Raw genomic sequence first — 22,723 nt, 5'->3', positions numbered from 1 at the left:
AGGCCGGGGAGGGCTGGTGGGGGCCCGCCCTGATCTTCCTCCAGCCGCGCCTCGCTCCCCGGGCGATGCGCCAATCCGGCCCCGGCACGGGGCACGCTGCGCGCGCCTTCCCTACTTGGCGCACGCCACAGCGGGTTGTAGGTTTGACGGATTCCCCCGGCCGGAACCTCTCATGCCCAAGCGCACGCACCTGATCGCTCCCCTTTCGCTGCTGTGCCTGGCGCTGGCGCCCAACGCCTTCGCCGACGCGCCCACGGTGGACCCGCGCATCGAGCAGGTGCTGACCGAACTGGGCAAGGCGCAGTCGATCCAGGCCACCGCGATCTCGCCGGACGGCCGGCAGCTCGCCTGGGTGATCCGGCGCGACGACAAGCCGGCGATCGAGGTGGCCAACGCCGATGGCAGCCATGCGCGCCGCGTGAGTGCGGCGGCCACACCGGGCAGCTGCGCCGAATCCGGCATCGCCTGGGCGCCGGACTCGCGCCACCTCGCCTTCGTCTCCAACTGCAACGTCGACCTCACCAGCACCCGGGTGATGCAGAACGACATCTACCTGGCCGACACCCGCGGCAGCACCGCACCGGCGCGGCTGGCCGCGCTGAAAGGCTACGTGCGCGCGCTGCAGTGGACCGACGACGGCAAGTCGCTCGGCTTCCTCTATGTCGCAGGCGCCACCCGCCACGCCAGCGCGGTGGCCGCGGCCAAGCGGCCCGCCGGCGAGATCGGCGTCAGCGGCGTCGAGGTGCAGCGCGTGGCCAGCCTCGACGTCGCCAGCGGCGCGCTGCACGAGCTGACGCCCGCCAGCATGTACGCCTATGAGTTCGACTGGTCGCCGGACGGCTCGCGCATCGCCTATACCGCCGCGCCGCCGCCGGGCGACAACAACTGGTGGATCGCCAGGCTCTACGTGCAGCCCGCACAGGTCGATGCCGCCGCCACCGTGCTGGTCGATCCGGCCGACACCGCCAGCGGCTCGCTGCACGGGCTGCAGATCGCGCTGCCGCGCTGGTCGCCGGATGCCTCGCGGATCGCCTTCATCGGCGGCCTGATGAGCGACCAGGGCGCCACCGGCGGCGACATCTACGCGGTGCCCGCCGCCGGTGGCACGCTGGTCGACCTCACGCCCGGCATCAAGGTCACGCCGAGCTGGCTGCGCTGGACGTCGCCGCGCGCGATGCTGGTCAGCCAGGTCAGCAACGGCCAGAGCCAGCTGGCCGATTACGCAGTGTCCGCCACGCGTGCACAGCAGCAGCGCGTGCACTTCACCGTGCCGGCCAGCATCGGCGATGGCAGCGCGTCGATGGCGATGTCGCTGTCCGCCGACCTCAGGCACGTCGCCTTCCTGCAGAGCTCGTACGCCAGCGCCAGCGAAGTGCACGCCGGCGCGCTGGGCAACACCGCGCCGCCGGCGGTGACCTCGTTCAACGCCGGGCTCAAGCCGGCCTGGGGCAAGGCCGAGTCGGTGGAGTGGAACAACGAGGGCTTCCACGTGCAGGGCTGGCTGCTGTATCCGGCCCACTACGATCCGAAGAAAACCTATCCGATGGTGGTGGTGGTGCACGGCGGCCCGGCCAGTGCGGTGATCCCGCGCTGGCCCGGCGTGGGTTACGGTGCCGCGCCGCTGTCCGCGCTGGGCTATTTCGTGTTCCAGCCGAATCCGCGCGGCAGCTTCGGCCAGGGCGAGAAATACGTGCAGGCCAACCGCAAGGACTTCGGCTACGGCGACCTGCGCGACATCCTGGCCGGCGTCGACGCGGTGGAGAAGAAGTTCCCGGTGGACGACAACCGGCTCGGCCTCACCGGCTGGAGCTACGGCGGTTTCATGAGCATGTTTGCGCCGACCCAGACCCAGCGCTTTCGCGCCGTGGTCGCCGGCGCCGGCATCTCCAACTGGCAGAGCTACTACGGCCAGAACCTGATCGACCAGTGGATGCCGCCGTTCTTCGGCGCCAGCGTCTACGACGATCCGGCCGTCTACGCGAAGAGCTCGGCGATCAACTTCATCAAGCAGGTGAAGACGCCGATGCTGATCGTGGTCGGCGACCGCGACGCCGAATGCCCGGCGCCGCAGTCGTTCGAGATGTGGCATGCGCTGCGCGCGCAGGGCGTGCCGACCTCGCTGGTGGTCTACCCCGACGAGGGCCACCATTTCGTCGACCCCGCGCACCAGCGCGACGTGCTGCAGCGGGCGCTGGAGTGGTTCGGCAAGTACCTGCCGGCGACGGAATAGGCGGCGACATGGCCAGCCTTCCCTGTCGGGAAGGCTGGCCATGACTGCGGAAATCCATTCACGGATCAATCCACGTGAACCGGCAAGCTGCTGAATAACCTTTCATCTGGCTGAAAGTATCTATTCATGAATCTATTCCGTGCTGGCCCTCAGCAGCCTCGGCTTCTTCCTCGCACCGTGGTGCCGCCAACACCGCCTGGAACTGATTTGCTGGCGCATGGAAATCTGCGACGAGTGTCTTTCCGGTCGTTACCATGGCGCGCAATGCATGGGCGAGGAAGAGGCCCTTCGCGTGAGCAAATGTCACGACCTTGATCCGTATGAGGCTTGCTACGCCTACGGTGACACCCACGAGGACGAGGCCATGCTCGCGCTGGCACACAAGCACGACTACTGCGGATAAAAGATCTCTTGCGATACCCGGTAATCCGCACTCATCGAGACATGCCAAAGAAGCAACAACCTACCAGCCAAGCTAAGCTGAGACTACCGACTGCCGAGTACGGTGGGCGACAAGTTTCCGGGAACCATTCATGCGCATCGAATCGTTGCAACTCAAAAACTACAAAAGTTTCCGTGACGCAGAGATGCGCGACATCCCGGCATTGTGCGTACTCGTTGGTGCCAACGGCACCGGCAAGACCACTTTGTTTGGCGTATTCGGCTTTCTGAAGGACTGTTTGATCTTCAATGTCCGCCACGCATTGCAGGCTCGCGGTGGCTTTCGCGAGATGTTGTCACGCGGTGCCGCGGCGAACGACAACATCGAGATCGAGATCAAGTTTCGCCTCGATATCGCCGACATCGAGCGCTTGGTGACCTATATCGTGCACATTGGCGAAGAGAAGGGCCGCCCGGTCGTGCGGCGCGAAATCCTGCGCTACAAGCGCGCACGACACGGCAAACCTTTCCACTTCCTGGATTTCCGCAATGGTGGTGGTTATGCGATCACCAACGAAGAGGACTTCAACCGTCCCGACGAAGAGTTGGATCGCGAAGAACAGCGCGTGGCTCCCGACACCCTGGCGATCAGCGGACTGGGACAGTTTGAGCGTTTCAAGGCCGCCAATGCGTTTCGTTCGTTGATCGAGAGCTGGCATGTTTCCGATTTCCACATCAGCCAGGCTCGCGGCAGCAAGGATGCGGTGGGCATTGATGACCATCTGTCGGTGTCGGGCGACAACCTGCAACTGGTTGCACGCAACCTCTACGAGAACCATCCGGAGGTATTCGAGAAGATCCTGCGTAGCATGCGTGAGCGTGTGCCTGGCGTGACCTCGGTGACGCCCAAGCCCACAGACGATGGCCGCCTGCTGCTGCAATTTCAGGACGGCGCGTTCAAGGATCCATTCATCGACCGCTACGTGTCCGACGGCACCATCAAGATGTTCGCGTACCTCGTGCTTCTGCACGATCCTCGACCGCACCCGCTGTTGTGCGTGGAGGAGCCGGAAAACCAGCTGTACCCCACTCTTCTGGAGGAGCTGGCCGAGGAGTTCCGCGACTATGCTCGCCGAGGCGGGCAAGTGCTGGTGTCCACCCATTCGCCGGATTTCCTCAACGCACTGCAGTTGGACGAAGTCTTCTGGCTGCGCAAGCGCGACGGATACTCGCAAATTCTGCGTGCGCGCGACAATGCGCAGGTCGCCGCCTACATGGCCGATGGCGATCGCATGGGCGCACTGTGGAAACAGGGCTTCTTCGACGGAGTCGATCCGCGGTGACCACCTTGGTGTTCTGTTTGGAAGAGCCATCGGCACGTGAAATGCTGGAAGGCGTTCTTCCACGACTGCTTCCGCCGGAGATCTACACGCGTTTTGTTGTTTTCGACGGCAAGCAAGACATGCTGCGTGAACTGGAACGTAAATTGCGATGCTGGCTTACGCCAAATACGCATTTCGTCGTGATACGCGATCAGGACTCGGCCGATTGCCATGCCATCAAACACGAATTGACGAAGCTTTGCCGCTGCGCCGGCAAGCCCGGAACGCTGGTTCGCATAGCCTGCCATGAACTGGAGAGCTTCTATCTTGGTGACTTGGCCGCGGTGGAACGAGGCCTTGGGTTGCCTCGTCTGTCGGCACAACAGTCAGCGCGAAAATTTCGCGCGCCGGATCAGCTTAACAACGCCAAGCAGGAACTGATTCGTCTGACGGGCGGGCGTTACCAGGAGCGCGCCGGCTCACGCGCCATTGCTCCGTACCTGCGCTTGAATACCGAAAACTGTTCGCATAGCTTCCAGATTTTGCTCGACGGCATCCGCCGCATCGTCGCTGGTGTTGCGACAGCAGGTTGAGCCTCAGAACAACTTTCCCTGCGGCGATGGTTTACGCGGCGGCACGAAGTGCGTGCAATCCAGTCGGAGTTCGCGGGCGCGACCGAAGCCATGCCGGCGGCAGGCGAGTTCGAAGCGTTTGCACAGGAGGTCGGCGAACACGCCCGCGCCGCGCATGCGGGTGGCGAAGTTGCTGTCGTAGTCGCGGCCGCCGTTCATCTGCTGGACCAGGCTCATCACGTGTTCGGCGCGCTGCGGCGCGTGCAGCGCCAGCCATTCGCGGAACAATGTTTTCAGTTCCCACGGCAGCCGCAGCGTGGTGTAGCCGGCGCTGCGGGCGCCGGCATCGAAGGCCTGCGCCAGTACCGCTTCCATGTCCTTGTCGTTGAGCGCGGGGATGATCGGCGCCACCAGCACGCCGACCGGCACGCCGGCATCGGCCAGCGCGCGGATCGCCTTGATCCGCCGGTGCGGCGCGCTGGCGCGCGGCTCGAGCTTCGCGGCGAGGCGGTTGTCCAGCGAGTTGACCGAGACCAGCACCTGCACCAGGTGTTCGCGCGCCATCGGAGCCAGGATGTCCAGATCGCGCTCGACCAGTGCGTTCTTGGTCACGAGGGTGCACGGGTGATGGCACTCGGCCAGCAGTTCCAGCGCCGCGCGGGTCAGTCGCCAGCGTTTCTCGATCGGCTGGTAGGGATCGGTGTTGCTGCCGATGTTGATCGGGCTGACCTTGTAGTTCGGCTTGGCCAGCTCCGCGCGCAGCACCTCGGCGAGATTGCCCTTGGCACGGATCTTCGTTTCGAAGTCGAGGCCCGGCGACAGGTTGAGGTAGCTGTGCGAGGGGCGCGCGAAACAGTAGATGCAGCCGTGCTCGCAACCGCGGTAGGGATTGATCGCCTGAGTGAAGGCGATGTCGGGCGAATCGTTGCGGCTGATCACGCTGCGGGCGCGCTCGTCGGTGACCTCGGTGCGCGGGCGCGGCGCGTCCTCGTCCAGCAGCGCGCTTTGCCAGCCGTCGTCCTCCGCCTGGCGGCGGATGTGCTCGAAGCGGCCTTCCGGATTGGACGCGGCGCCGCGGCCCTTGATCGCCGCGCCCGGCGCGGCGGAAGGCGGCGGTGCCTGCGAGGCGGCGGGGTCTTCCATCGCGCCAGTGTGCCGCGGGGAGGTCTCAGCCGGCGCGACATCGGCCCCGCTCACGGGGCATCCACACCAGAGCGCGGACGCTTGGGCGGCGCGATGGCCAGCACCGCGTCGCCCATCCTTCCACTTCAAGGAGTTCGCATGACCGCCACCGCCCTGATCATCTTCCTCGTCATCGGCGCCATCGCCGGCTGGCTGGCCGGCCTGATCGTGCGCGGCTTCGGCTTCGGCCTGCTCGGCAACATCGTGGTCGGCATCATCGGCGCCTTCCTCGCCGGTTGGCTGCTGCCCGCGCTGGGCGTGAGCTTCAGCCTGGGCAGCCCGATCGTCACCAGCATCGTCTATGCGCTGATCGGCGCCGTCGTGTTGCTGGTGATCATCGGCTTGATCAAGCGTGCCTGACAGAACCGCTGGATGCAAATGCGCAGCGTTGACCCCGCTGCGCATTCTTCGTATCCGCCACGCGATTGATCGCGCGCCCATGGTTCCACGGAGAGAGGCGTCATGGTCATGTCAGCGCGCGGCCCTGGCGGCCATCGACCTGCGCCGATGCAATCGAGAAACTCAGACACTCACTGAGTTGACCTTGGTGCAGTGGCTCGACAACCAAGCCCGCCTTGCCGGTGGCAGTCAGTCGGCTGGGCCATGTTCGCCGAGACGCCGATAGATGGTGCTGCGGCTCACTCCCAGTTTGCGTGCGGCGGCGGCGACGTTGCCATCGCAGGCGGCAATCGCCACGTCAATCGCCCGTTGCTCGATCGCCTGAAGACTGCCGGACAGACTCGTCGACGCCGATGCTGGCGCCGATGCTGGTGCCTGCGGGTTCTTCAAGTCCGCTGGCAAATCGTCGTGGGTCAGGGTGGCCCCTTTTTCGCCGAGTGCCAGGAAGCTGCGCAGCAGGCCTACCAACTGGCGCAGATTTCCGGGCCATGGCATGGCGGACAACTCCTCGACCAGGTCGGGGTGCAACGACATCGGGATCTGCTCGGCACCCAGGGCGTGCCAGAGCTGCCTGATCAAGGTAGCGGGATCGAGATGGTCTCGCAGCGCGGGCAGACGCAAGGTGGCCTGTGCGATCCGGTAGTACAGGTCGGCACGGAACTCACCGCGGGCGACCGCACCAGCCAGGTCGCGATGGGTGGCGGCAATCACGGCGATGTCGATCGCGTGCGCGCGGCTGCCGCCCAGCGGCGTGACTTCACGCTCCTGCAGCACGCGCAGCAATCGACTTTGCATGCCGAGCGGCATGTCACCCAATTCGTCGAGAAACAATGTGCCGCCATCGGCCTCGCGCAACAATCCGGTGGCGCCCTCGCGTCGGGCACCGGTGAATGCGCCCGGCATGTAGCCGAACAATTCCGATTCGATAAGATGTTCCGGCAATGCGGCGCAATTGACCGCCACGAACGCCGCCGCGCGGCGCTGACTACGCTGATGCAAGGTCCGTGCAACGACCTCCTTGCCTGTCCCGGTTTCACCATGCAGCAGCAGCGGGATATCGGCATCCAGCAAACGCACGCCGCGATCAAGTTCGGCTTCCAGATCGGCAGGGAAAACCGGTTCCGGCAGTCGGATCGAGCGAGCACGCTGACTGCCTGGTACGCGTGACGCGACACCGTTGTGACTGAGTGCATCACGTTTGGCATGGAGCATCTCGCCGCTCTGGCAGCGCATGCTGGTCAGACTGCCCGGGCGTGGCAGGGCCGAAACGAACAATTCGTCGTAGCGACGACGGCCGAGCTCTTCCCAGTTGACCCCGAGCAGGCGCAGCGCATGTCGATTGGCGGCCACCAACCGGTGCGCCTCGAATACCAGCATGCCCTCGCGCGCCGTGCCGAGCAGGTCGGGGTCGGGCTGGATGCGCACGATGTCGGCACCGTCGAAACGATGTTCGAACAGGCGATGTTCAATCTGTTCGACCGCCAGTTGCACCATGCCCAAGGCGTGCAGGTGATGCATCGACGCTTCGCCTGACAGATCAAGTACACCGACAACTTCTCCGAGCGGGTCGAAGATCGGCGAGGCTGAGCAGCTGAGCACGCGGTGCGGCGCGTAGTAATGCTCGCCGCCGCGTACTTCGGCCTCGCGGCGCTCGAACAGCGCCATGCCGATGGCATTGGTGCCGGTCACCGATTCGCCCCAGGGTGAGCCGGCACACAGTGACACCCGGGCCGCCTTGTCGAGAAAGCTGGCGTTGCCCAGCGCATCAAGGATGAAGCCGTCGGCGGCGGCGAGTATCACGATGCTGCCGGCCTGATTGGCGCTGGCGTACAGAGCCTGCAATTCCGGCCGGCACAGCCGGCGCAGGACTTCATGTTGTTCCTGCATCTGATTCAGCGCATGCCGCTCTACCGGCGCCACTTCAGGACCGATATCCGCCACCTGGCCCTGCTGTCGGCAGCGGCGCCATGAGGCGAGGATGTTGTCTGGAACCAGGCCTGGCGGTGCAGTACCGCTGTCGAAAAAGCGGCGGCGTGCCTTGCTGATGGATTCGGTCATGCCTGATTGGCGCATGGGATACCTCGTGTGTCGCATTCTGCGACACCTACTCCAAAGGGTGTCTTGATACAGAACACATCAGACGGCGCAGCGCAACCATGCCTTCGAATCGCGGATGCTGCGTTGCCACAAATGAAAAGCATTCCCTTTTCATTGCCTGACATGACGGTTTCATGCGCCGCAACAATTGCGACGCGAAAAAGCATCTGGCACGACATCTGCTCTGACTTCGATACCTTCCCACCGACGCGGAGTACGCACCCATGACCAAGCTCGAACAGCAGCAACTCGCCGTGCAGGTTCCCTTCAAGCAGCGCTACGGCAATTTCATCGGCGGCCGTTGGATCGAACCGATCAACGGCAAATACTTCGAGAACGTCACGCCGATCACCGGTCATCCATTCTGCGAGATTCCGCGTTCGGACAAGGATGATATCGAGGCCGCGCTCGACGCGGCCCACGCGGCCCGCGAGGCGTGGGGAAAGACTTCGGCCACGACGCGCGCGCGCATCCTCAACCTGATCGCCGATCGGATGGAACAGAACCTCGATCTGCTCGCCCACGCGGAGACTTGGGACAACGGCAAGCCGATCCGCGAGACCGCCAATGCCGACGTGCCGCTGGCCATCGACCATTTCCGCTACTTCGCCGGTTGCATCCGCGCGCAGGAAGGTTCGCTGGGCGAGATCGATGACGACATGGTGTCGTACCAGTTCCACGAGCCACTGGGCGTGGTCGGCCAGATCATCCCGTGGAATTTCCCCTTGCTGATGGCATGCTGGAAGTTGGCGCCGGCACTGGCGGCAGGCAATTGCGTGGTGCTGAAGCCGGCCGAACAGACGCCGGTCAGCATCCTGGTCTGGGCCGAGCTGATCGGCGACCTGCTTCCACCGGGCGTGTTGAACATCGTCAATGGCTTCGGTCTGGAGGCGGGCAAACCGCTGGCTTCCAGCCCGCGCATCGCCAAGATTGCTTTCACTGGCGAGACCACCACCGGCCGGCTCATCAGCCAATACGCAAGCCAGAATCTGATCCCGGCCACGCTGGAGCTTGGCGGCAAGTCGCCCAATATCTTTTTCGCCGACGTGGCCGACGCCGACGACGATTTCTTCGACAAGGCGATCGAGGGTTTCGTGATGTTCGCCTTCAATCAGGGCGAAGTCTGCACTTGCCCCAGTCGTGCACTGATCCAGGAGTCGATCTATGACAAGTTCATGGAGCGCGCGCTGAAGCGTGTCGCCGCGATCAAGCAGGGCAATCCACTGGACCCCTCGACCATGCTTGGTGCACAGGCGTCGAGCGAACAGCTGGAGAAAATCATCTCCTATTTCGACATCGGCAAGCAGGAAGGCGCCAAGGTACTGATCGGTGGCGAGCGCAACATGCTCGAAGGCGAATTCAAGAACGGCTATTACGTGAAGCCGACGGTATTTTTCGGCCACAACAAGATGCGCGTGTTCCAAGAGGAGATCTTCGGCCCGGTGGTGTCCGTCACCACCTTCAAGACCGACGAGGAAGCGCTGGAAATCGCCAACGATACGTTGTACGGACTCGGCGCCGGCGTGTGGACGCGCAACGGTACGCGGGCATATCGCTTTGGTCGCGGCATTCAAGCCGGTCGAGTCTGGACCAACTGCTACCACGCGTATCCGGCGCACGCCACGTTCGGCGGCTACAAGCAGTCGGGCATCGGTCGCGAGAACCACAAGATGATGCTCGACCACTACCAGCAGACCAAGAACCTGCTGGTCAGTTACTCGCCGAAAAAGCTGGGCTTTTTCTGATCAGCCAACACGCACGGCCGGGGTGATTCGTTGCCTTGCGCCGTGCGACCGGGCTGGCCGCGGGAAGGCTGTCGTTACCGGATTTGCCGGCACCGGCAAAACAGCAAAGGCCTGATCTACACGGCGCGCATTCGTGGCGCGATCAGTCGCTCGGGGGGGGGAATCGCCCGTTCGGAAGAAGCAAGACATTCACGCCACAACGGTGGCAACGCAGGGGTCGCGCCACAATTCAACCATGGGGAGCAGGGTATGAAAACATCAGCAACCGACAGGACGGCAGGCAAGCATCGCCTGTCCAGTCTCAAGTCACTTTCCAGCGGCGTGGCCGTGCTGGGTCTGGCCATGTGTCCACTGGCAGCCAACGCCACTTCATTCAGTGGCGACGACTGGACGGTGGACATCGGCGGTTTCGCCAATGCCTACTACACCACGGTGAGCTGCAATGGCGATGCCGTCGGCGGTACCGCCCTGGCGGGCCGCGCGCTGGGTTGCGGCGGGCAGCAGAACCGCACCACGATCGGCAACGGGCTGCTGCCGGATGCGCTCATTACCAAGTTCAGCACGCAACAGCAAGGCATCGACATCAGTGCCCAGATTGGCCTGATGGCGCACGTAGCCACTGGCGACGCGCTCTCGGCAAACAGTGGCGTCGATGTACGTCAGGCCTTCTTCACCGTCGGAACGCCGGGTTTCGGCACGGTCAAGCTGGGTCGCGATTACGGCGTGTTTGGCTCCAACGCGATTCTCTCTGACATGACGCTTATCGGCGTGGGTGCGCCCATCCAGGCGACCCAGCGAGGTCGCGTGGCGTTGGGTCATATCGGTGCCGGCTACACCTACCTGGGCAATTACGGGCAGATTGTCTACACCTCGCCGGGCACTACCGGATTGATCTTCACCGGTGGCGTGTTCAGTCCGGTCGACAATACCGGCATCTACGACTCGCGCTCGGCACCGCAGGTACAGCTGCAGCTGGCTTACAGTGCCGGTGGGTTCAAGGGTTGGGTGGGTGCGAAGACGCAAAAGTTTTACGCGGCGGACGGATCCGGCGCCCAGCCTGACAACTTCACCATGACGGCAGCCGAAATCGGTGCCTCATACAAGATCGGTCGCTTCGGCCTGCTGGGCAATGTGCAGAGCGGCCGCGGCATCGGCATCCTGACCGATGGTGACCAGGGCAATGCCAAGGCCACCAACTACCTGCTGCAGGGAACCTTCCAGCTGACCGACAAGCTCAAGCTGGGCCTCAACGGCGGCATCAGCCGCAACCGGGACGACCTCGCCAGCACGGCGAACTTCAAGTCCAACAGCAACGTCACCGCCGGCGTGTACTACGCGCTGACCAAGAGCGTGACGCTGAGCTTCGAGCTCGGCCAGACCCGTTCGAAGGACTTTGCCGGCAATACGGCGCGCATGAATGGCGCGTCGTTTGGCGGCGCCGTCTTTTTCTGATTTGCCTCACCGACCCAGGAGACTCTCATGAAAGATCTGACTGTTTTGCGCAACACGGGGCTGTTCGTCGCCATGCTGGTGATGGCCGGCGGCGCGCTCGCGGCTGACTACAAGCCGGTGACGAATGCCCGGCTCGTGAATGCGGCGAGCGACAACGGCTGGCTGATGTACCGGCGTGATTACGCCAGCACCGGCTATGCCCCGTTCGAGAACATCAATACCGACAACGTGACCAAGCTCAAGCAGGTCTGGGACTACAAGACCGCATTCGAGCAGGGGCATGAGTCGCCGGCGATCGTCAATGGCGATTACCTGTTCATCACCACGCCGAAGAATGAGCTGGTGGCATTCCAGGCCAGCACCGGCAAGCAGTTGTGGAAATACCAGCACGATCTGTCCCAGGTCGGCCTGAAGACCGTGTGTTGCGATGTGGTCAATCGCGGCGTGGCGTTGTACGGCGACAACGTCTACATGGCCACGCTGGACAACTATGTGGTGGCGCTGAACGCCAAGACCGGCAAGGTGGTCTGGAAGAAGCAGCTGATGTCGGCCGATGTGGGCTACGCGATGACACTGGCGCCGCTGGTGGTCAAGGGCAAGATCATCGTCGGTGAATCCGGCGGCGAATATGGCGCGCGCGGCTTCATCGAAGCGTTGGACGCGGAAACCGGCAAGCAGGCCTGGAAGACCTACACCGTTCCCGCACCCGATGAACCCGGTGGCAAGACCTGGCCCAAGGGCGCGTACAAGACCGGCGGCGGTGGTGCGTGGTTGACTGGTACCTACGACGCGGCGACCGACACGCTGTTCTGGGGCGTCGGCAATCCGGGTCCATGGCTCGCCACGTTGCGTCCGGGTGACAACCTGTACACCGATTCGGTGATCGCCATGAATCCGGCCACCGGCAAGATCAAGTGGCACTTCCAGTACACCCCGAACGACACCTGGGACTACGACGGTACCAACGAAACGGTACTCACCGACATCGACTACAAGGGCAAGTCGTACAAGGGAATGGTCAGCGCCAGCCGCAACGGCTGGTTCTACGCCATCGACCGCACCAACGGCAAGTTGATCTACATGGAGAAATTCGCCACGGCGACCTCCGTGAACGGCTCGAAGGACGGCAAAGTCACCACCGATCCGGCGATGCGCCCGACCGTCGACAAGGAAGTGTTCACCTGTCCCAGCTTCCTCGGCGGCAAGAACTGGTGGCCGATCTCGGTTGACCCGAAGACGCGTCTTGCCTACGTGCCGACCATGCATACCTGCATGACGATCAAGGGCACTACAGTCAGCTACAAGGCCGGACTGCCTTTCCTGGGTGAGAGCTTCAAGGTCGTGGCCGATCCGGCATTCAAGGGGCAGTGGGGCGAAGTACAGGCGATCGACGTCAACACTGGCAAGCAGGCGTGGAGTCATCCCTCGGCGTTGCCGTGGAATAGCGGCATGCTCAGCACGGCCGGTGGCCTGGTGTTCTCCGGCAGCGCGGACGGCTACCTGTATGCGTTCGATGCCAAGAGCGGCAAGGTGCTGTGGAAGAGCCCGCAGATGAGTTCGGGTGTCATCGGCGTGCCAAGTACGTGGAAGGTGGACGGCAAGCAATACGTGTCGGTCTACGCCGGCTGGGGCGGCGCCACGCCGATCTGGGGCGGCGACATGGCCAAGGATCCTGCAGTGCGGAACATACCGCTGGGCGGTCATTTTTACGTGTTCTCGCTGTAACCGGAGTGCTGGCATGAAGACATACCGTTTCCCTTCCAGGTCCCATCTGTGCCGCATCGGAATGGCCGCCGTACTTATGTACGGCGGCACCGCCGTCGCGGGCGAGCTGTCGGTTTGCATCGACAAAAGCAGCCCTACCGCGTCCATGGACCACCACCTCGCACAGGCCGTGGCCACCCACGAAGGCAACTCCCTGCGCGTTCATGAGTTTGATGGCAGCGGCGGCGACGAGGGCTTTGACCTGAAGGAGTTCAACAAGCTCGCCAAAGACAGTTGCACGTTGGTGCTGGGCTTTCCGATCGATGCCGACGAACATGCCGTACCGTCCGGCCTGCAGGCTACCGAGGCGTACGGTCACACCGGCTTCGTGCTGGTGACGCCGAAGGACAGCAAGGCCACCACGCTCGACCAGTTGCCGAAAAAGACCAGTGTGGCGGTGACCTACCAGACCACGCCGAACCTGTACTTCGCAGATCATCCCGGCCTGCAGGCGGACGTCCATCTGACCAACGACGATTCGATCAAGGCGTTGCAGACACATGCAGCAGGTGCGGCGATGCTGTGGCAACCAACGGTGGTGAATTATCTGTCCAGCCACCACCAGGCGGGTGGTTTCAGTTACCACCCATTGCACGAACCGCATGCGCAATTCGACCTGGTGGCGCTGTACAACAGCAGTCACGCAACTGCGGCGGCAGCATTCGGCCGAGCAATCGTGGCGATGACCGCTTCGGGCGAGCTGGCGCGGCTGCTCACGCCCTATGCCGAGGCGGGAAGGGCGCAGGCCTCGCAGCGCGGTGCGTCAGCATCGGTGCAGCTTTCTCACAAGGTTCAGTCGCTCGATAACGGTCGCGCAACCGCATCGAAGCAGGACGATGCGAGCCACCCTCCGGCGTTGTTTACCGAGACCCAGGCGGCGAGCGGCAAGCAGAAGTTCGAGGATCACTGCGCGTTCTGTCACGGGTCAACCCTGGCCGGTCGCGCCGGACCCGCACTCAAGGGACCGCACTTTGCTCCGGCCAAGGCTGACTTCCATGTCGGTGACATCTTCGGCATCGTTTCGAAAAACATGCCAGCTACCGAACCGGGCAGCCTGGCGCACGAGGATTATGTGGAGATCATGGCCTTTATCCTCCAGCAGAACGGCTACCCGGCCGGCAGCGATGCACTGACTTTCGAAGATGCGACGGAGTCCAGGGTGCGGTTGATCTACCACGGCGAATGAATCGGCACCGCCGGCAGGCGAAGCTGATGTCGCGCACCAGCCATGCGCCCGTTGGCGCAGGATTTTCCAGAGTCTACGGGAGTGCCACGTGAATCAGCCAGGACGGTCACCGCCGCGACAGCGCGCGGCAATCCGCGGGCTTCATCTTCATCCGCTTGTCCTGGTTCATGCGGGGTGTGCGCTGCAACCAGTCATGGCGAAAGAAGCGGATTTTACCGCTACGGCTGCCGTGACCAATCTGCAGGCTGTAGAGGTCGATGCCAGTCGACTGGATCTTGCGCCGTTTGATGTTCCTGCCGCACTCAGCGGCACGGTGATCGTCAACGACGGCAATGCCCGCTATTTCGGACCCGGACCGGACCGCCGCCTCGTGCTAGGGGCTCGGTTGACGTTTCAGCTTGCCACAATGCAGGAGAACAAGATGTCGGATACCACGGTTGCAGTTGCCAAAGTGCTCGCCACGCCGGCTGCTGAGGAGTTGATCGAACGATTGCGCACACGCCACGGACCGCTGCTGTTCCACCAGTCTGGCGGCTGCTGCGATGGCTCCTCGCCAATGTGCTTTGCGCAGGACGATTTCATCGTGGGCGATCGCGACGTCAAGCTCGGGGAGATCGCCGGCGTAGCGTTCTACATGAATCCCGCGCAATACGAATACTGGAAGCACACGCAATTGATCATCGACGTGGTCGAAGGGCGTGGCGGCATGTTTTCGCTGGAAAACGGCGAAGGTGTCCGCTTTCTCACTCGTTCGCGGCTGTTCACCGACGACGAGATCAAGCAGCTGATCCGCGAAGGACGCTTCTGAGCAAGGCGCCTGATCAGCGGCGCCGGGATGTCGGGATGTCGGGATGTTGGCTTGTCCGTCTTGGCAACATCGGGCCGTCAAAATCACGCCATGGTCGGCCGCAACTATCATTGCAATGCAATGCAGTGACGGTTGCCGAGCATCAAATGAACTGGCGACGACCCCGAATCTTTCCGGCAACGCTGAAGAATGGAAAGGAGTGTGTTTGATGGCAGCTCACAAGAAATCGCGGCGCTTTCGCGGACTCGGCCCACTATCGATCGCACTGGCGCTGATCGTCGCGAGCAGCTCCGTATTCGCACAAGAAAGCAGCCGCGAGACCAACCCCCAGAACGTCACCGAACTTGACCTGATCAGGGTGGTCGGCGTGACACCTGTCACCGGCACCGACATTGATCCCGGCAAGCTGCCGTATTACGTGCAGTCGACCAACGACGACCAGATGGATCGCGCGCAAGTACTCGACCTTACCGACTTCGCCAACCGTCGTTTTGTCGGTGTAACGACGAACGGCGCGCAGAACAACCCGCTGCAGGCGGATGTCCAGTTCCGCGGGTTCACCGCGACGCCGCTGCTTGGTGGCTCCGAGGGCATGTCGGTCTACCTCGATGGGGTGCGCGTCAATGAAGTGTTTGGCGATACGGTCAATTGGGACCTGATCCCGACTGGCGCCATTGAGCGAATGAGCCTGCTTGCCGGCGCCAACCCGGTGTTCGGCCTGAACACGCTTGGGGGTGCGATCTCGATCCAGACCAAGACGGGCTTCAGCGACCCAGGTACGCGCCTCTCCTTCTACGGTGGATCATTCGGGCGCACCAACGCCACCTTCGAGACCGCCGGCAACTCCGGCCGCTGGGGCTGGTACCTGATGGGCAATCGCTTCGACGAGGACGGTTGGCGCGACCAGTCACCCTCAAACGCCCGCAACTTTTACGGCACCCTGTCCTGGCGTAGCGAAGCCGCTACGTTCGACTTGCACCTTGGCCACGCGAAAACCGACCTGGTCGGTAACGGCAGCTCGCCGGTCGAGCTGCTCGCCGAACGCTGGAGAGGCATCTTCACGGCGCCGGACAACACCAGCAACGATATGGGTCTCATCAGCGGCCAGGGAACCGTTGATATCAACGACGCCACGAAGCTCTCGTTCACCGTGTTCCACCGCAAAGTCAAAACGCTGTCGTACAACGGCGATGCCAGCGATTTCGACGAGTGCGACGACGACGATGACATCCTTTGTGACGGGGACCACGACGACGCACCGATCATCGACCAGAACGGCAATACCGTTTCCCCCGACTTCGACGCGATCAACAATATCGGCCACCGAAACCAGACGAGCGACGGTGGTACCGTGCAGCTCGCATTCAACCAGCCACTCGGCCCTTTGGAGAACCAGTTTGTGGCGGGCCTGGATTACATGAACGGCCGCCTCGACTACAACTCGGCCCTGGAGATGGCAGTCCTGCAGCCAAACCGGGTGACGTCGTCCGATTCAGGCATCCTGATTCCGGCAGGCGCACTGAACGTCAATAGCCACACGCGCACGATCAGCCTGTACCTCACCGATACCTTGTCGATCACCGACCGCCTCGCACTGACGGTGTCGGCGCGAGGCAACCGGACACGCACCACGATCAACGATCCGACCGGTATCAATCCCGCGCTGGACGGCAAGCACCGTTTTTCGCGCGTCAATCCGGCGGCCGGACTCACCTGGCAATGGACTGACGCGGTGAACGTTTACGGCGGCTACAGCGAATCCACGCGCGCACCCACGTCGGTCGAACTGACCTGCGCGGACGAGGATGCCCCCTGCAAGCTGCCCAACCAGTTTCTGTCCGATCCGCCGTTGAAACAGGTCGTCGCCAAGAGCTGGGAAGCGGGCTTGCGCGGCAGGTTCGGCGGCGGCGACAACCTTGGCCACTGGCACGTGGGTCTGTTTCGCACTATCAACACCGATGACATCCTGTTTCAGGCCACCGGTGGAACGAAGTCCAACGAGGGCTTCTTTGCCAATGTCGGGGACACGCGTCGGCAGGGCCTCGAGGCCAGCATCGCCGGCACCGCATGGGACCGGCGTCTGCACTGGTACGCAAACTACAGTTGGCTTGATGCGACCTATCGGACCAGCTTCTTCGAGAAGAGCGCCAACCACCCTGACGCCGATGAAGATGATGAGATATTCGTGCGCAAGGGTGACCGCATTCCCAGCCTGGTGCGCAACAGCTTCAAACTTGGCGCCGATTTTTCGATTACGCCGAAGTTGAGCATGGGTGGCGAAGTCATCGCGAACTCCGGCCAGTACCTGCGCAGTGACGAAGCCAATCTGCTTGGGCAGACCGGCGGATATGTGGTGGTGAACCTGCGAGCCAATTACGACGTGAATGCACACTTCAGTTTATTCGCACGTATCGACAACCTGTTCGACCGCCACTACGTCACGTTCGGAACACTTGGTGAACCCCACGAAGTCATGCCGCAATTTGACGACCCGCGCTTCTATGGCCCGGGCGAGATTCGCGGTGTTTGGGTTGGCTTCAAGGTTTCGCTATAGCTTCGTTTCCATAGGACCGGTAATAGTAATGCGTGATCAATTTGGAAATCTCGATAGGTGCTTGATGAACGGCGCGGCCAGGGGCCTTGCTCCACGCGCATTCATTTGGCGCAGTCTCTCGGAAGCGTTGGTGCTTGTCTTGTTGGTCCTGCCTGCGGCTCATGCGCAGGATGTACAGACCAATACCGCACAGACAACATCGTCCACGACGACGCTACCCGTGATCGTGGTGACCGCGACCCGCATTCCGCAGCCCGACTTCGACGTGCCCGCCGCGGTTGGCGTCGTCACGCAAGACAAGATCGCCGATGGCGCTCCGGCATCCGCACTTTCCAAGTCACTTGCGCGGATACCCGGGGTTGTCGCGCAGAATCGCCAGAGCTACGCGCAGGATTCGCAGATTTCCATTCGTGGTTTTGGTTCACGCGCCTCCTTTGGCGTGCGCGGCATCCGCCTGCTGGTGGACGGCATTCCGGTGTCCGGGCCGGACGGGCAGGGCCAGACCGATCCCTTCGACCTTGCTACCGCGGAGCGCATCGAGGTGTTGCGCGGGCCGTTTTCGGCCCTGTACGGCAATGCCGCCGGGGGCGTGATCCAGATATTCACCAAGGACGGCCCGGAGCAGCCGACGGTCGGGGTTTCCACGCTGTTCGGCAGCTACGGCACCCGGATCCAGCGGCTGGAGGCTGGAGGCACGGTCGGCAACTTCAACTATGTCGTGGATGGCACGCATTTCGAAACCGACGGCTTTCGTCAACACAGCAAGGCCGAGCGCGATAATTTGCGCGCGAAGTTCCGCTACGACATCAGCAAGGACGCTTCGCTGACGTTGCTGCTCAACGGCGAGAACCAGCCCTTCGCCGAGGATCCTTCAAGCCTGACCAAGCAACAGGCACGGGAAAACCCAAGCTTCGCGGTGCCAGGCGTGTTCAAGTTCGGCGCGGGTGAAAGTCATCGTGACCGCCAGCTTGGCGCTGTATACGAGCAGCAAATCGGCCAGAGCGATCATCTGCATGTGATGGGTTACGGTGGTTCCCGGCGCGTGGTCCAGTTCCTTCCTTTCCGCGGCGGTTCCACCAATGGCGGCGGCGCGGTGGTCGACCTGAAAAACAGGTCCAGGGGCGGCGGTGTCCGCTGGGTGCACAGTTTTCCGCTCACCTCGACATCGCTCGACCTGATTACGGGTATCGAGTACGACCACCTGCGCGAGCTGCGCAAGGGCTGGGTCAATGATGCAGGCGTGGAAGGGGAGCTGCGTCGCAACGAGAGGGATTTTTCCAGTCAGGCCGGGGAATACGCCCAGCTCGAATGGAAACCCGACCGTTGGATCATCGTCGCTGGCCTGCGTCATTCGAACGTCAAGTTCGGAAGCGACGATCACTACATGACGCCCGAAGATCCCGACGACAGTGGCAGGCGGAATTTTTCGAGCACCAATCCGGTTGCAGGCGTGCTCTACAAAATCAATCCGCATCTGAACGTCTACGCGAATTACGGCCAGGGCTTCGAAACCCCGACGCTCTCCGAGTTCGCCTATCGGCCCGACGGTCAGGCCGGCTTTAACCAAGCCTTGCAGCCAAGCACGAGTCGCGACTATGAGACAGGACTAAAGGGGAGTTGGGCTGCGACAAAATTCGATGTGGTACTTTTCAAGATATCGACCACAAACGATATTGTCGTTGGCGCATCCAATGACGGTCGCGACAGTTTCGCCAATGCCGGAAGCACGAAGCGACACGGGTTGGAACTGAACGTTCAGCAGGCCTTTTCGGGCGGCTTCAGTGGTTACCTGGCCTATAGTTACCTGCACGCGACTTTCGATGGCGGAGCGCTCGACGGCCATCGCATGCCAGGCGTGCCGCGCCAGATGGTGTACGGCGAGTGGGACTGGCAGTATCGCCCGCTTGGATTTTCCACCTCGCTAAGCGCGCAGTGGCGTGATCGCGTTTATGTCGACAACAAAAACACGGACTTCGCCGATAGCTACGTCGTGGTCGATTATCATCTGGCGTTCAGGCAAAACGCGGGCGGCTGGCAGGTCAGCGAGTTTGCAGGTATCAACAACCTTTTCGATCGCAACTACGTCGGTGCCGTTGTCGTCAACTCCGGCAACGGTCGCTTCTTCCAGTCCGCACCGGGCCGCAATTTCATGCTCGGCTTGAGTGCAAGTTACAAATTCTGATTTGCCCGATTACATACGATGTTCGCGGATGTCGCGACGGAGCGGGCACCCCCGCATGGAGGCTCTTTCGCGTTTGGCGTGGTTGAACTTCACGCCGCAACCTGTTGAGTCGCTTGCGTTCATGGGTTCTTCGGCAGGTGTTGGAGGTTGGAGCACATCAGGTAGCTGACGGTGGTCATGTGGTGGTCGGTGGCGTAGTCTCTGGCGCGAGCCTTGGCCGCCTGGGTGCGCCCATTGATCCCTTTGTGCAGAAACATTTTCTGATGGGCGTGACCATTATTTATGCTTCTAGACAACAGAGGACCATGCCATGCCGAAATACGTGATCGAACGTGATATTCCTGGTGCCGGGAAGTTGTCGCCCCAAGAACTAAAGGCCATTTCGCAGAAGTCTTGCGGTGTACTGAGCAATATGGGGCCACAGATTCAATGGCTCCAAAGCTACGTGACCGGCGACAAGATCTATTGCGTATACATCGCTCCGGATGAGGAAATGGTTCGGAAACACGCCGAGGAGGGGGGCTTTCCTGCAAATCGTGTGTCCGAAGTTGCCTCAGTCATTGATCCAACAACGGCTGAGTAGCGCCACCCGGCGACGCCGCTGACAACGGCAGCCCCCTTTTTAATGCCGACAGCCGGCGCGATCCGGGTGCGGGCAGGACCAAACGCGCCTATCTTTATGTATCGCGAAGTACCGACTCCCATCGTATTACGAGCGGGCTAACTCAAGGACCACACACAGCGCGGCATCGATGCCTGTCGCAGGTTGCCCGAGTCACTCCCATCCAGTCCAGCAGGAGCAAATCCATGTCCAGCACCTATCCGGTCGATCCCGAGTTTGCAGCATCTGCGCGCACCAGCCACGACAACTACGTACACATGTATGCCGAATCCGTCAGAGATCCGCAGGCATTCTGGGCCGGTATCGCCAAGCGCCTGGACTGGACCAGGCCGCCGACGAAGATCAAGAACGTCTCGTTCGACCGCAACGACCTGCACATCCGCTGGTACGAAGACGGCGAGCTCAACGTGTCCGCCAACTGCCTCGACCGCCAGCTCGAAAAGCGCGGCGACAAGGTGGCGATCATCTTCGAGGGCGACGATCCGGCCAACTCACGCAAGATCACCTACCGCGAGCTGCACGCCGAGGTATGCAAGTTCGCCAACACGCTGAAGCACCTGGGCGTGGTCAAGGGCGACCGCGTGGCGATCTACCTGCCGATGATCCCCGAGGCGGCGGTGGCGATGCTGGCCTGCGCGCGCCTGGGCGCGATCCACTCGGTGGTATTCGGCGGCTTCTCGCCCGACTCGCTGGCCGGGCGCATCGTCGACTCGCAGGCCAAGGTGGTGATCACCGCCGACGAGGGCCTGCGCGCTGGCAAGCACATTCCGCTCAAGGTCAACGTGGATGCGGCGCTGGAGCGCCCCGGCACCAACAGCGTGGAGACGGTGATCGTGGTGCGCCACACCGGCGGCGCGGTGCACATGCAGTCGCCGCGCGACCGCTACTGGCACACGCTGATGGACGGCCAATCCGCCGATTGCCCGCCGACCCCGGTCGAGGCCGAACACCCGCTGTTCGTGCTGTACACCTCCGGCTCCACCGGCAAGCCGAAGGGCGTGCAGCACAGCACCGGCGGCTACCTGGTGTTCATCAGCTACACCCACGAGCAGGTGTTCGACCTGCGCGAGGACGACATCTACTGGTGTACCGCCGACGTGGGCTGGGTCACCGGCCACAGCTACGTGGTGTACGGCCCGCTGTGCAACGGCGCCACCACGGTGATGTTCGAAGGCGTCCCCAACTATCCCGATTACAGCCGCTTCTGGCAGGTGGTCGACAAGCACAAGGTCAGCATCTTCTACACGGCGCCCACCGCGATACGCGCCCTGATGCGCGAGGGCGAGGAGCCGGTGAAAAACACCTCCCGCGCCAGCCTGCGGCTGCTCGGTTCGGTCGGCGAGCCGATCAACCCGGAAGCGTGGGAGTGGTATCACCGCGTGGTCGGCGAGGAGCGCTGCCCGATCGTGGATACCTGGTGGCAGACCGAAACGGGCGGCATCATGATTTCGCCGCTGCCCGGCGCGATCGCCACCAAGCCCGGCTCGGCCACGCTGCCGTTCTTCGGCATCAAGCCTGCCATCGTGAATGCCGACGGCGAGGTGAAGGACGGTGTCGCCGAGGGCAACCTGCTGATTACCGATTCCTGGCCCGGTCAGGTGCGCACCATCTACGGCGATCACCAGCGTTTCATCGAGACCTATTTCAGCGCCTATCCCGGCAACTACTTCACCGGCGACGGCGCCCGCCGCGACGAGGACGGCTACTACTGGATCACCGGCCGCGTCGATGACGTGATCAACGTGTCCGGCCACCGCCTCGGCACCGCCGAGGTGGAGAGCGCGCTGGTGTCCCATCCGAAGGTAGCCGAGGCCGCCGTGGTCGGCTGCCCGCACGACATCAAGGGGCAGGGCATCTACGCCTACGTCACCCTGGTCGCCGGCGAAACCGGCAGCGACGAGCTGCGCAAGGAATTGATCGCCTGGGTACGCAAGGAGATCGGGCCGATCGCCACGCCGGACTATCTGCAATGGGCGCCCGGCCTGCCGAAGACCCGTTCGGGCAAGATCATGCGCCGCATCCTGCGCAAGATCGGCGAGAACCAACCCGACCAGCTCGGCGACATCACCACCCTGGCCGATCCCGGCGTGGTGAAGAACCTGGTCGACGAGCGGCTGATCAAATGAGCTGGCTGTAAGAGCGCACCCTGTGCGCGAGCTTTTTCGTCACGTTACGAAAAGCATCGCGCACAGGGTGCGCTCCTACATTCCCCGTGAATCACCGGGCC

General features: G+C 62.7%; 17 protein-coding genes. 14 read left to right on the top strand and 3 right to left on the bottom strand.

The annotated features are described in order from the left end of the window. The first annotated feature begins 172 nt into the window (after positions 1–172). The 4 genes from ACVCMG_RS10655 (at position 173) to ACVCMG_RS10640 (ending at position 4,526) form a co-directional block, all read left to right on the top strand. The gene (locus ACVCMG_RS10655; protein WP_447114091.1) at positions 173–2,230 is read left to right on the top strand and encodes a prolyl oligopeptidase family serine peptidase; all 2,058 of its coding nucleotides are present in this window, start codon (positions 173–175) and stop codon (positions 2,228–2,230) included. A gap of 139 nt (positions 2,231–2,369) precedes the next feature. Beyond that, positions 2,370–2,633 carry a haloacid dehalogenase-like hydrolase gene (locus ACVCMG_RS10650; RefSeq protein WP_447107049.1) on the top strand — a complete coding sequence of 88 codons (264 nt, stop codon included), beginning with the start codon at positions 2,370–2,372 and terminating at the stop codon, positions 2,631–2,633. Between the two features lie 130 nt (positions 2,634–2,763). Further along, positions 2,764–3,954, top strand: coding sequence for an AAA family ATPase (locus ACVCMG_RS10645; protein WP_447107050.1), 1,191 nt, complete (start codon positions 2,764–2,766; stop codon positions 3,952–3,954). Then, complete coding sequence (locus ACVCMG_RS10640) at positions 3,951–4,526, top strand: DUF4276 family protein (protein WP_447107051.1); 576 nt, start codon at positions 3,951–3,953, stop codon at positions 4,524–4,526. The genes ACVCMG_RS10645 and ACVCMG_RS10640 overlap by 4 nt, the downstream gene beginning before the upstream one ends. Before the next feature lie 3 nt (positions 4,527–4,529). On the opposite strand, the gene ACVCMG_RS10635 is transcribed toward ACVCMG_RS10640, so the two are convergent. After that, the gene (locus ACVCMG_RS10635; RefSeq protein WP_447107052.1) at positions 4,530–5,648 is read right to left on the bottom strand and encodes a PA0069 family radical SAM protein; all 1,119 of its coding nucleotides are present in this window, start codon (positions 5,646–5,648) and stop codon (positions 4,530–4,532) included. Between the two features lie 138 nt (positions 5,649–5,786). On the opposite strand from ACVCMG_RS10635, the gene ACVCMG_RS10630 reads away from it, so the two are divergent. Further along, positions 5,787–6,047 (top strand): GlsB/YeaQ/YmgE family stress response membrane protein, encoded by a 261-nt coding sequence (locus ACVCMG_RS10630; RefSeq protein WP_447107053.1) that lies wholly within the window; start codon positions 5,787–5,789, stop codon positions 6,045–6,047. Positions 6,048–6,275: 228 nt separating this feature from the next. Here the strand turns inward: ACVCMG_RS10630 and ACVCMG_RS10625 are convergent, their stop codons facing one another. After that, a complete protein-coding gene (locus ACVCMG_RS10625; protein ID WP_447114090.1) occupies positions 6,276–8,144 on the bottom strand; it encodes a sigma-54-dependent Fis family transcriptional regulator in 1,869 nt (622 codons plus the stop codon). Between the two features lie 263 nt (positions 8,145–8,407). Here ACVCMG_RS10625 and adh point away from each other — a divergent pair, with 263 nt between their 5' ends. From adh to ACVCMG_RS10590, 7 genes are all read left to right on the top strand, one after another. Beyond that, on the top strand, positions 8,408–9,928 hold the full coding sequence (adh, locus tag ACVCMG_RS10620; RefSeq protein ID WP_447114089.1) for an aldehyde dehydrogenase: 1,521 nt from the start codon (positions 8,408–8,410) through the stop codon (positions 9,926–9,928). A gap of 42 nt (positions 9,929–9,970) precedes the next feature. Next, positions 9,971–11,380, top strand: coding sequence for a porin (locus ACVCMG_RS10615; protein WP_447114088.1), 1,410 nt, complete (start codon positions 9,971–9,973; stop codon positions 11,378–11,380). Positions 11,381–11,407: 27 nt separating this feature from the next. Beyond that, positions 11,408–13,105 carry a methanol/ethanol family PQQ-dependent dehydrogenase gene (locus tag ACVCMG_RS10610; protein ID WP_447114087.1) on the top strand — a complete coding sequence of 566 codons (1,698 nt, stop codon included), beginning with the start codon at positions 11,408–11,410 and terminating at the stop codon, positions 13,103–13,105. 13 nt (positions 13,106–13,118) lie between these two features. Next, positions 13,119–14,330, top strand: a complete 1,212-nt coding sequence (locus tag ACVCMG_RS10605; protein ID WP_447114086.1) for a c-type cytochrome — start codon at positions 13,119–13,121, stop codon at positions 14,328–14,330. A gap of 421 nt (positions 14,331–14,751) precedes the next feature. Beyond that, a complete protein-coding gene (locus tag ACVCMG_RS10600; protein WP_447107167.1) occupies positions 14,752–15,138 on the top strand; it encodes a DUF779 domain-containing protein in 387 nt (128 codons plus the stop codon). Positions 15,139–15,346: 208 nt separating this feature from the next. Then, complete coding sequence (locus ACVCMG_RS10595) at positions 15,347–17,692, top strand: TonB-dependent receptor (protein ID WP_447114085.1); 2,346 nt, start codon at positions 15,347–15,349, stop codon at positions 17,690–17,692. Between the two features lie 130 nt (positions 17,693–17,822). Continuing rightward, positions 17,823–19,874, top strand: a complete 2,052-nt coding sequence (locus tag ACVCMG_RS10590; RefSeq protein ID WP_447114084.1) for a TonB-dependent receptor family protein — start codon at positions 17,823–17,825, stop codon at positions 19,872–19,874. Between the two features lie 119 nt (positions 19,875–19,993). Here ACVCMG_RS10590 and ACVCMG_RS10585 read toward each other — a convergent pair whose 3' ends face one another. Further along, complete coding sequence (locus ACVCMG_RS10585) at positions 19,994–20,131, bottom strand: hypothetical protein (protein ID WP_447107059.1); 138 nt, start codon at positions 20,129–20,131, stop codon at positions 19,994–19,996. 53 nt (positions 20,132–20,184) lie between these two features. Between ACVCMG_RS10585 and ACVCMG_RS10580 the strand changes: the two genes are divergently transcribed. Both ACVCMG_RS10580 and acs read left to right on the top strand, forming a co-directional pair. Next, positions 20,185–20,457 (top strand): DUF4242 domain-containing protein, encoded by a 273-nt coding sequence (locus tag ACVCMG_RS10580; RefSeq protein WP_447107060.1) that lies wholly within the window; start codon positions 20,185–20,187, stop codon positions 20,455–20,457. 224 nt (positions 20,458–20,681) lie between these two features. Further along, positions 20,682–22,622, top strand: a complete 1,941-nt coding sequence (acs, locus tag ACVCMG_RS10575) for an acetate--CoA ligase (protein ID WP_447114083.1) — start codon at positions 20,682–20,684, stop codon at positions 22,620–22,622. The last annotated feature ends 101 nt before the right edge of the window (positions 22,623–22,723 follow it).

It is taken from the genome of Rhodanobacter sp. UC4451_H18, assembly GCF_052978225.1.
The sequence above is the reverse complement of the archived record's forward strand: the minus strand, read 5'-3'. Positions and strand labels throughout refer to the sequence as shown.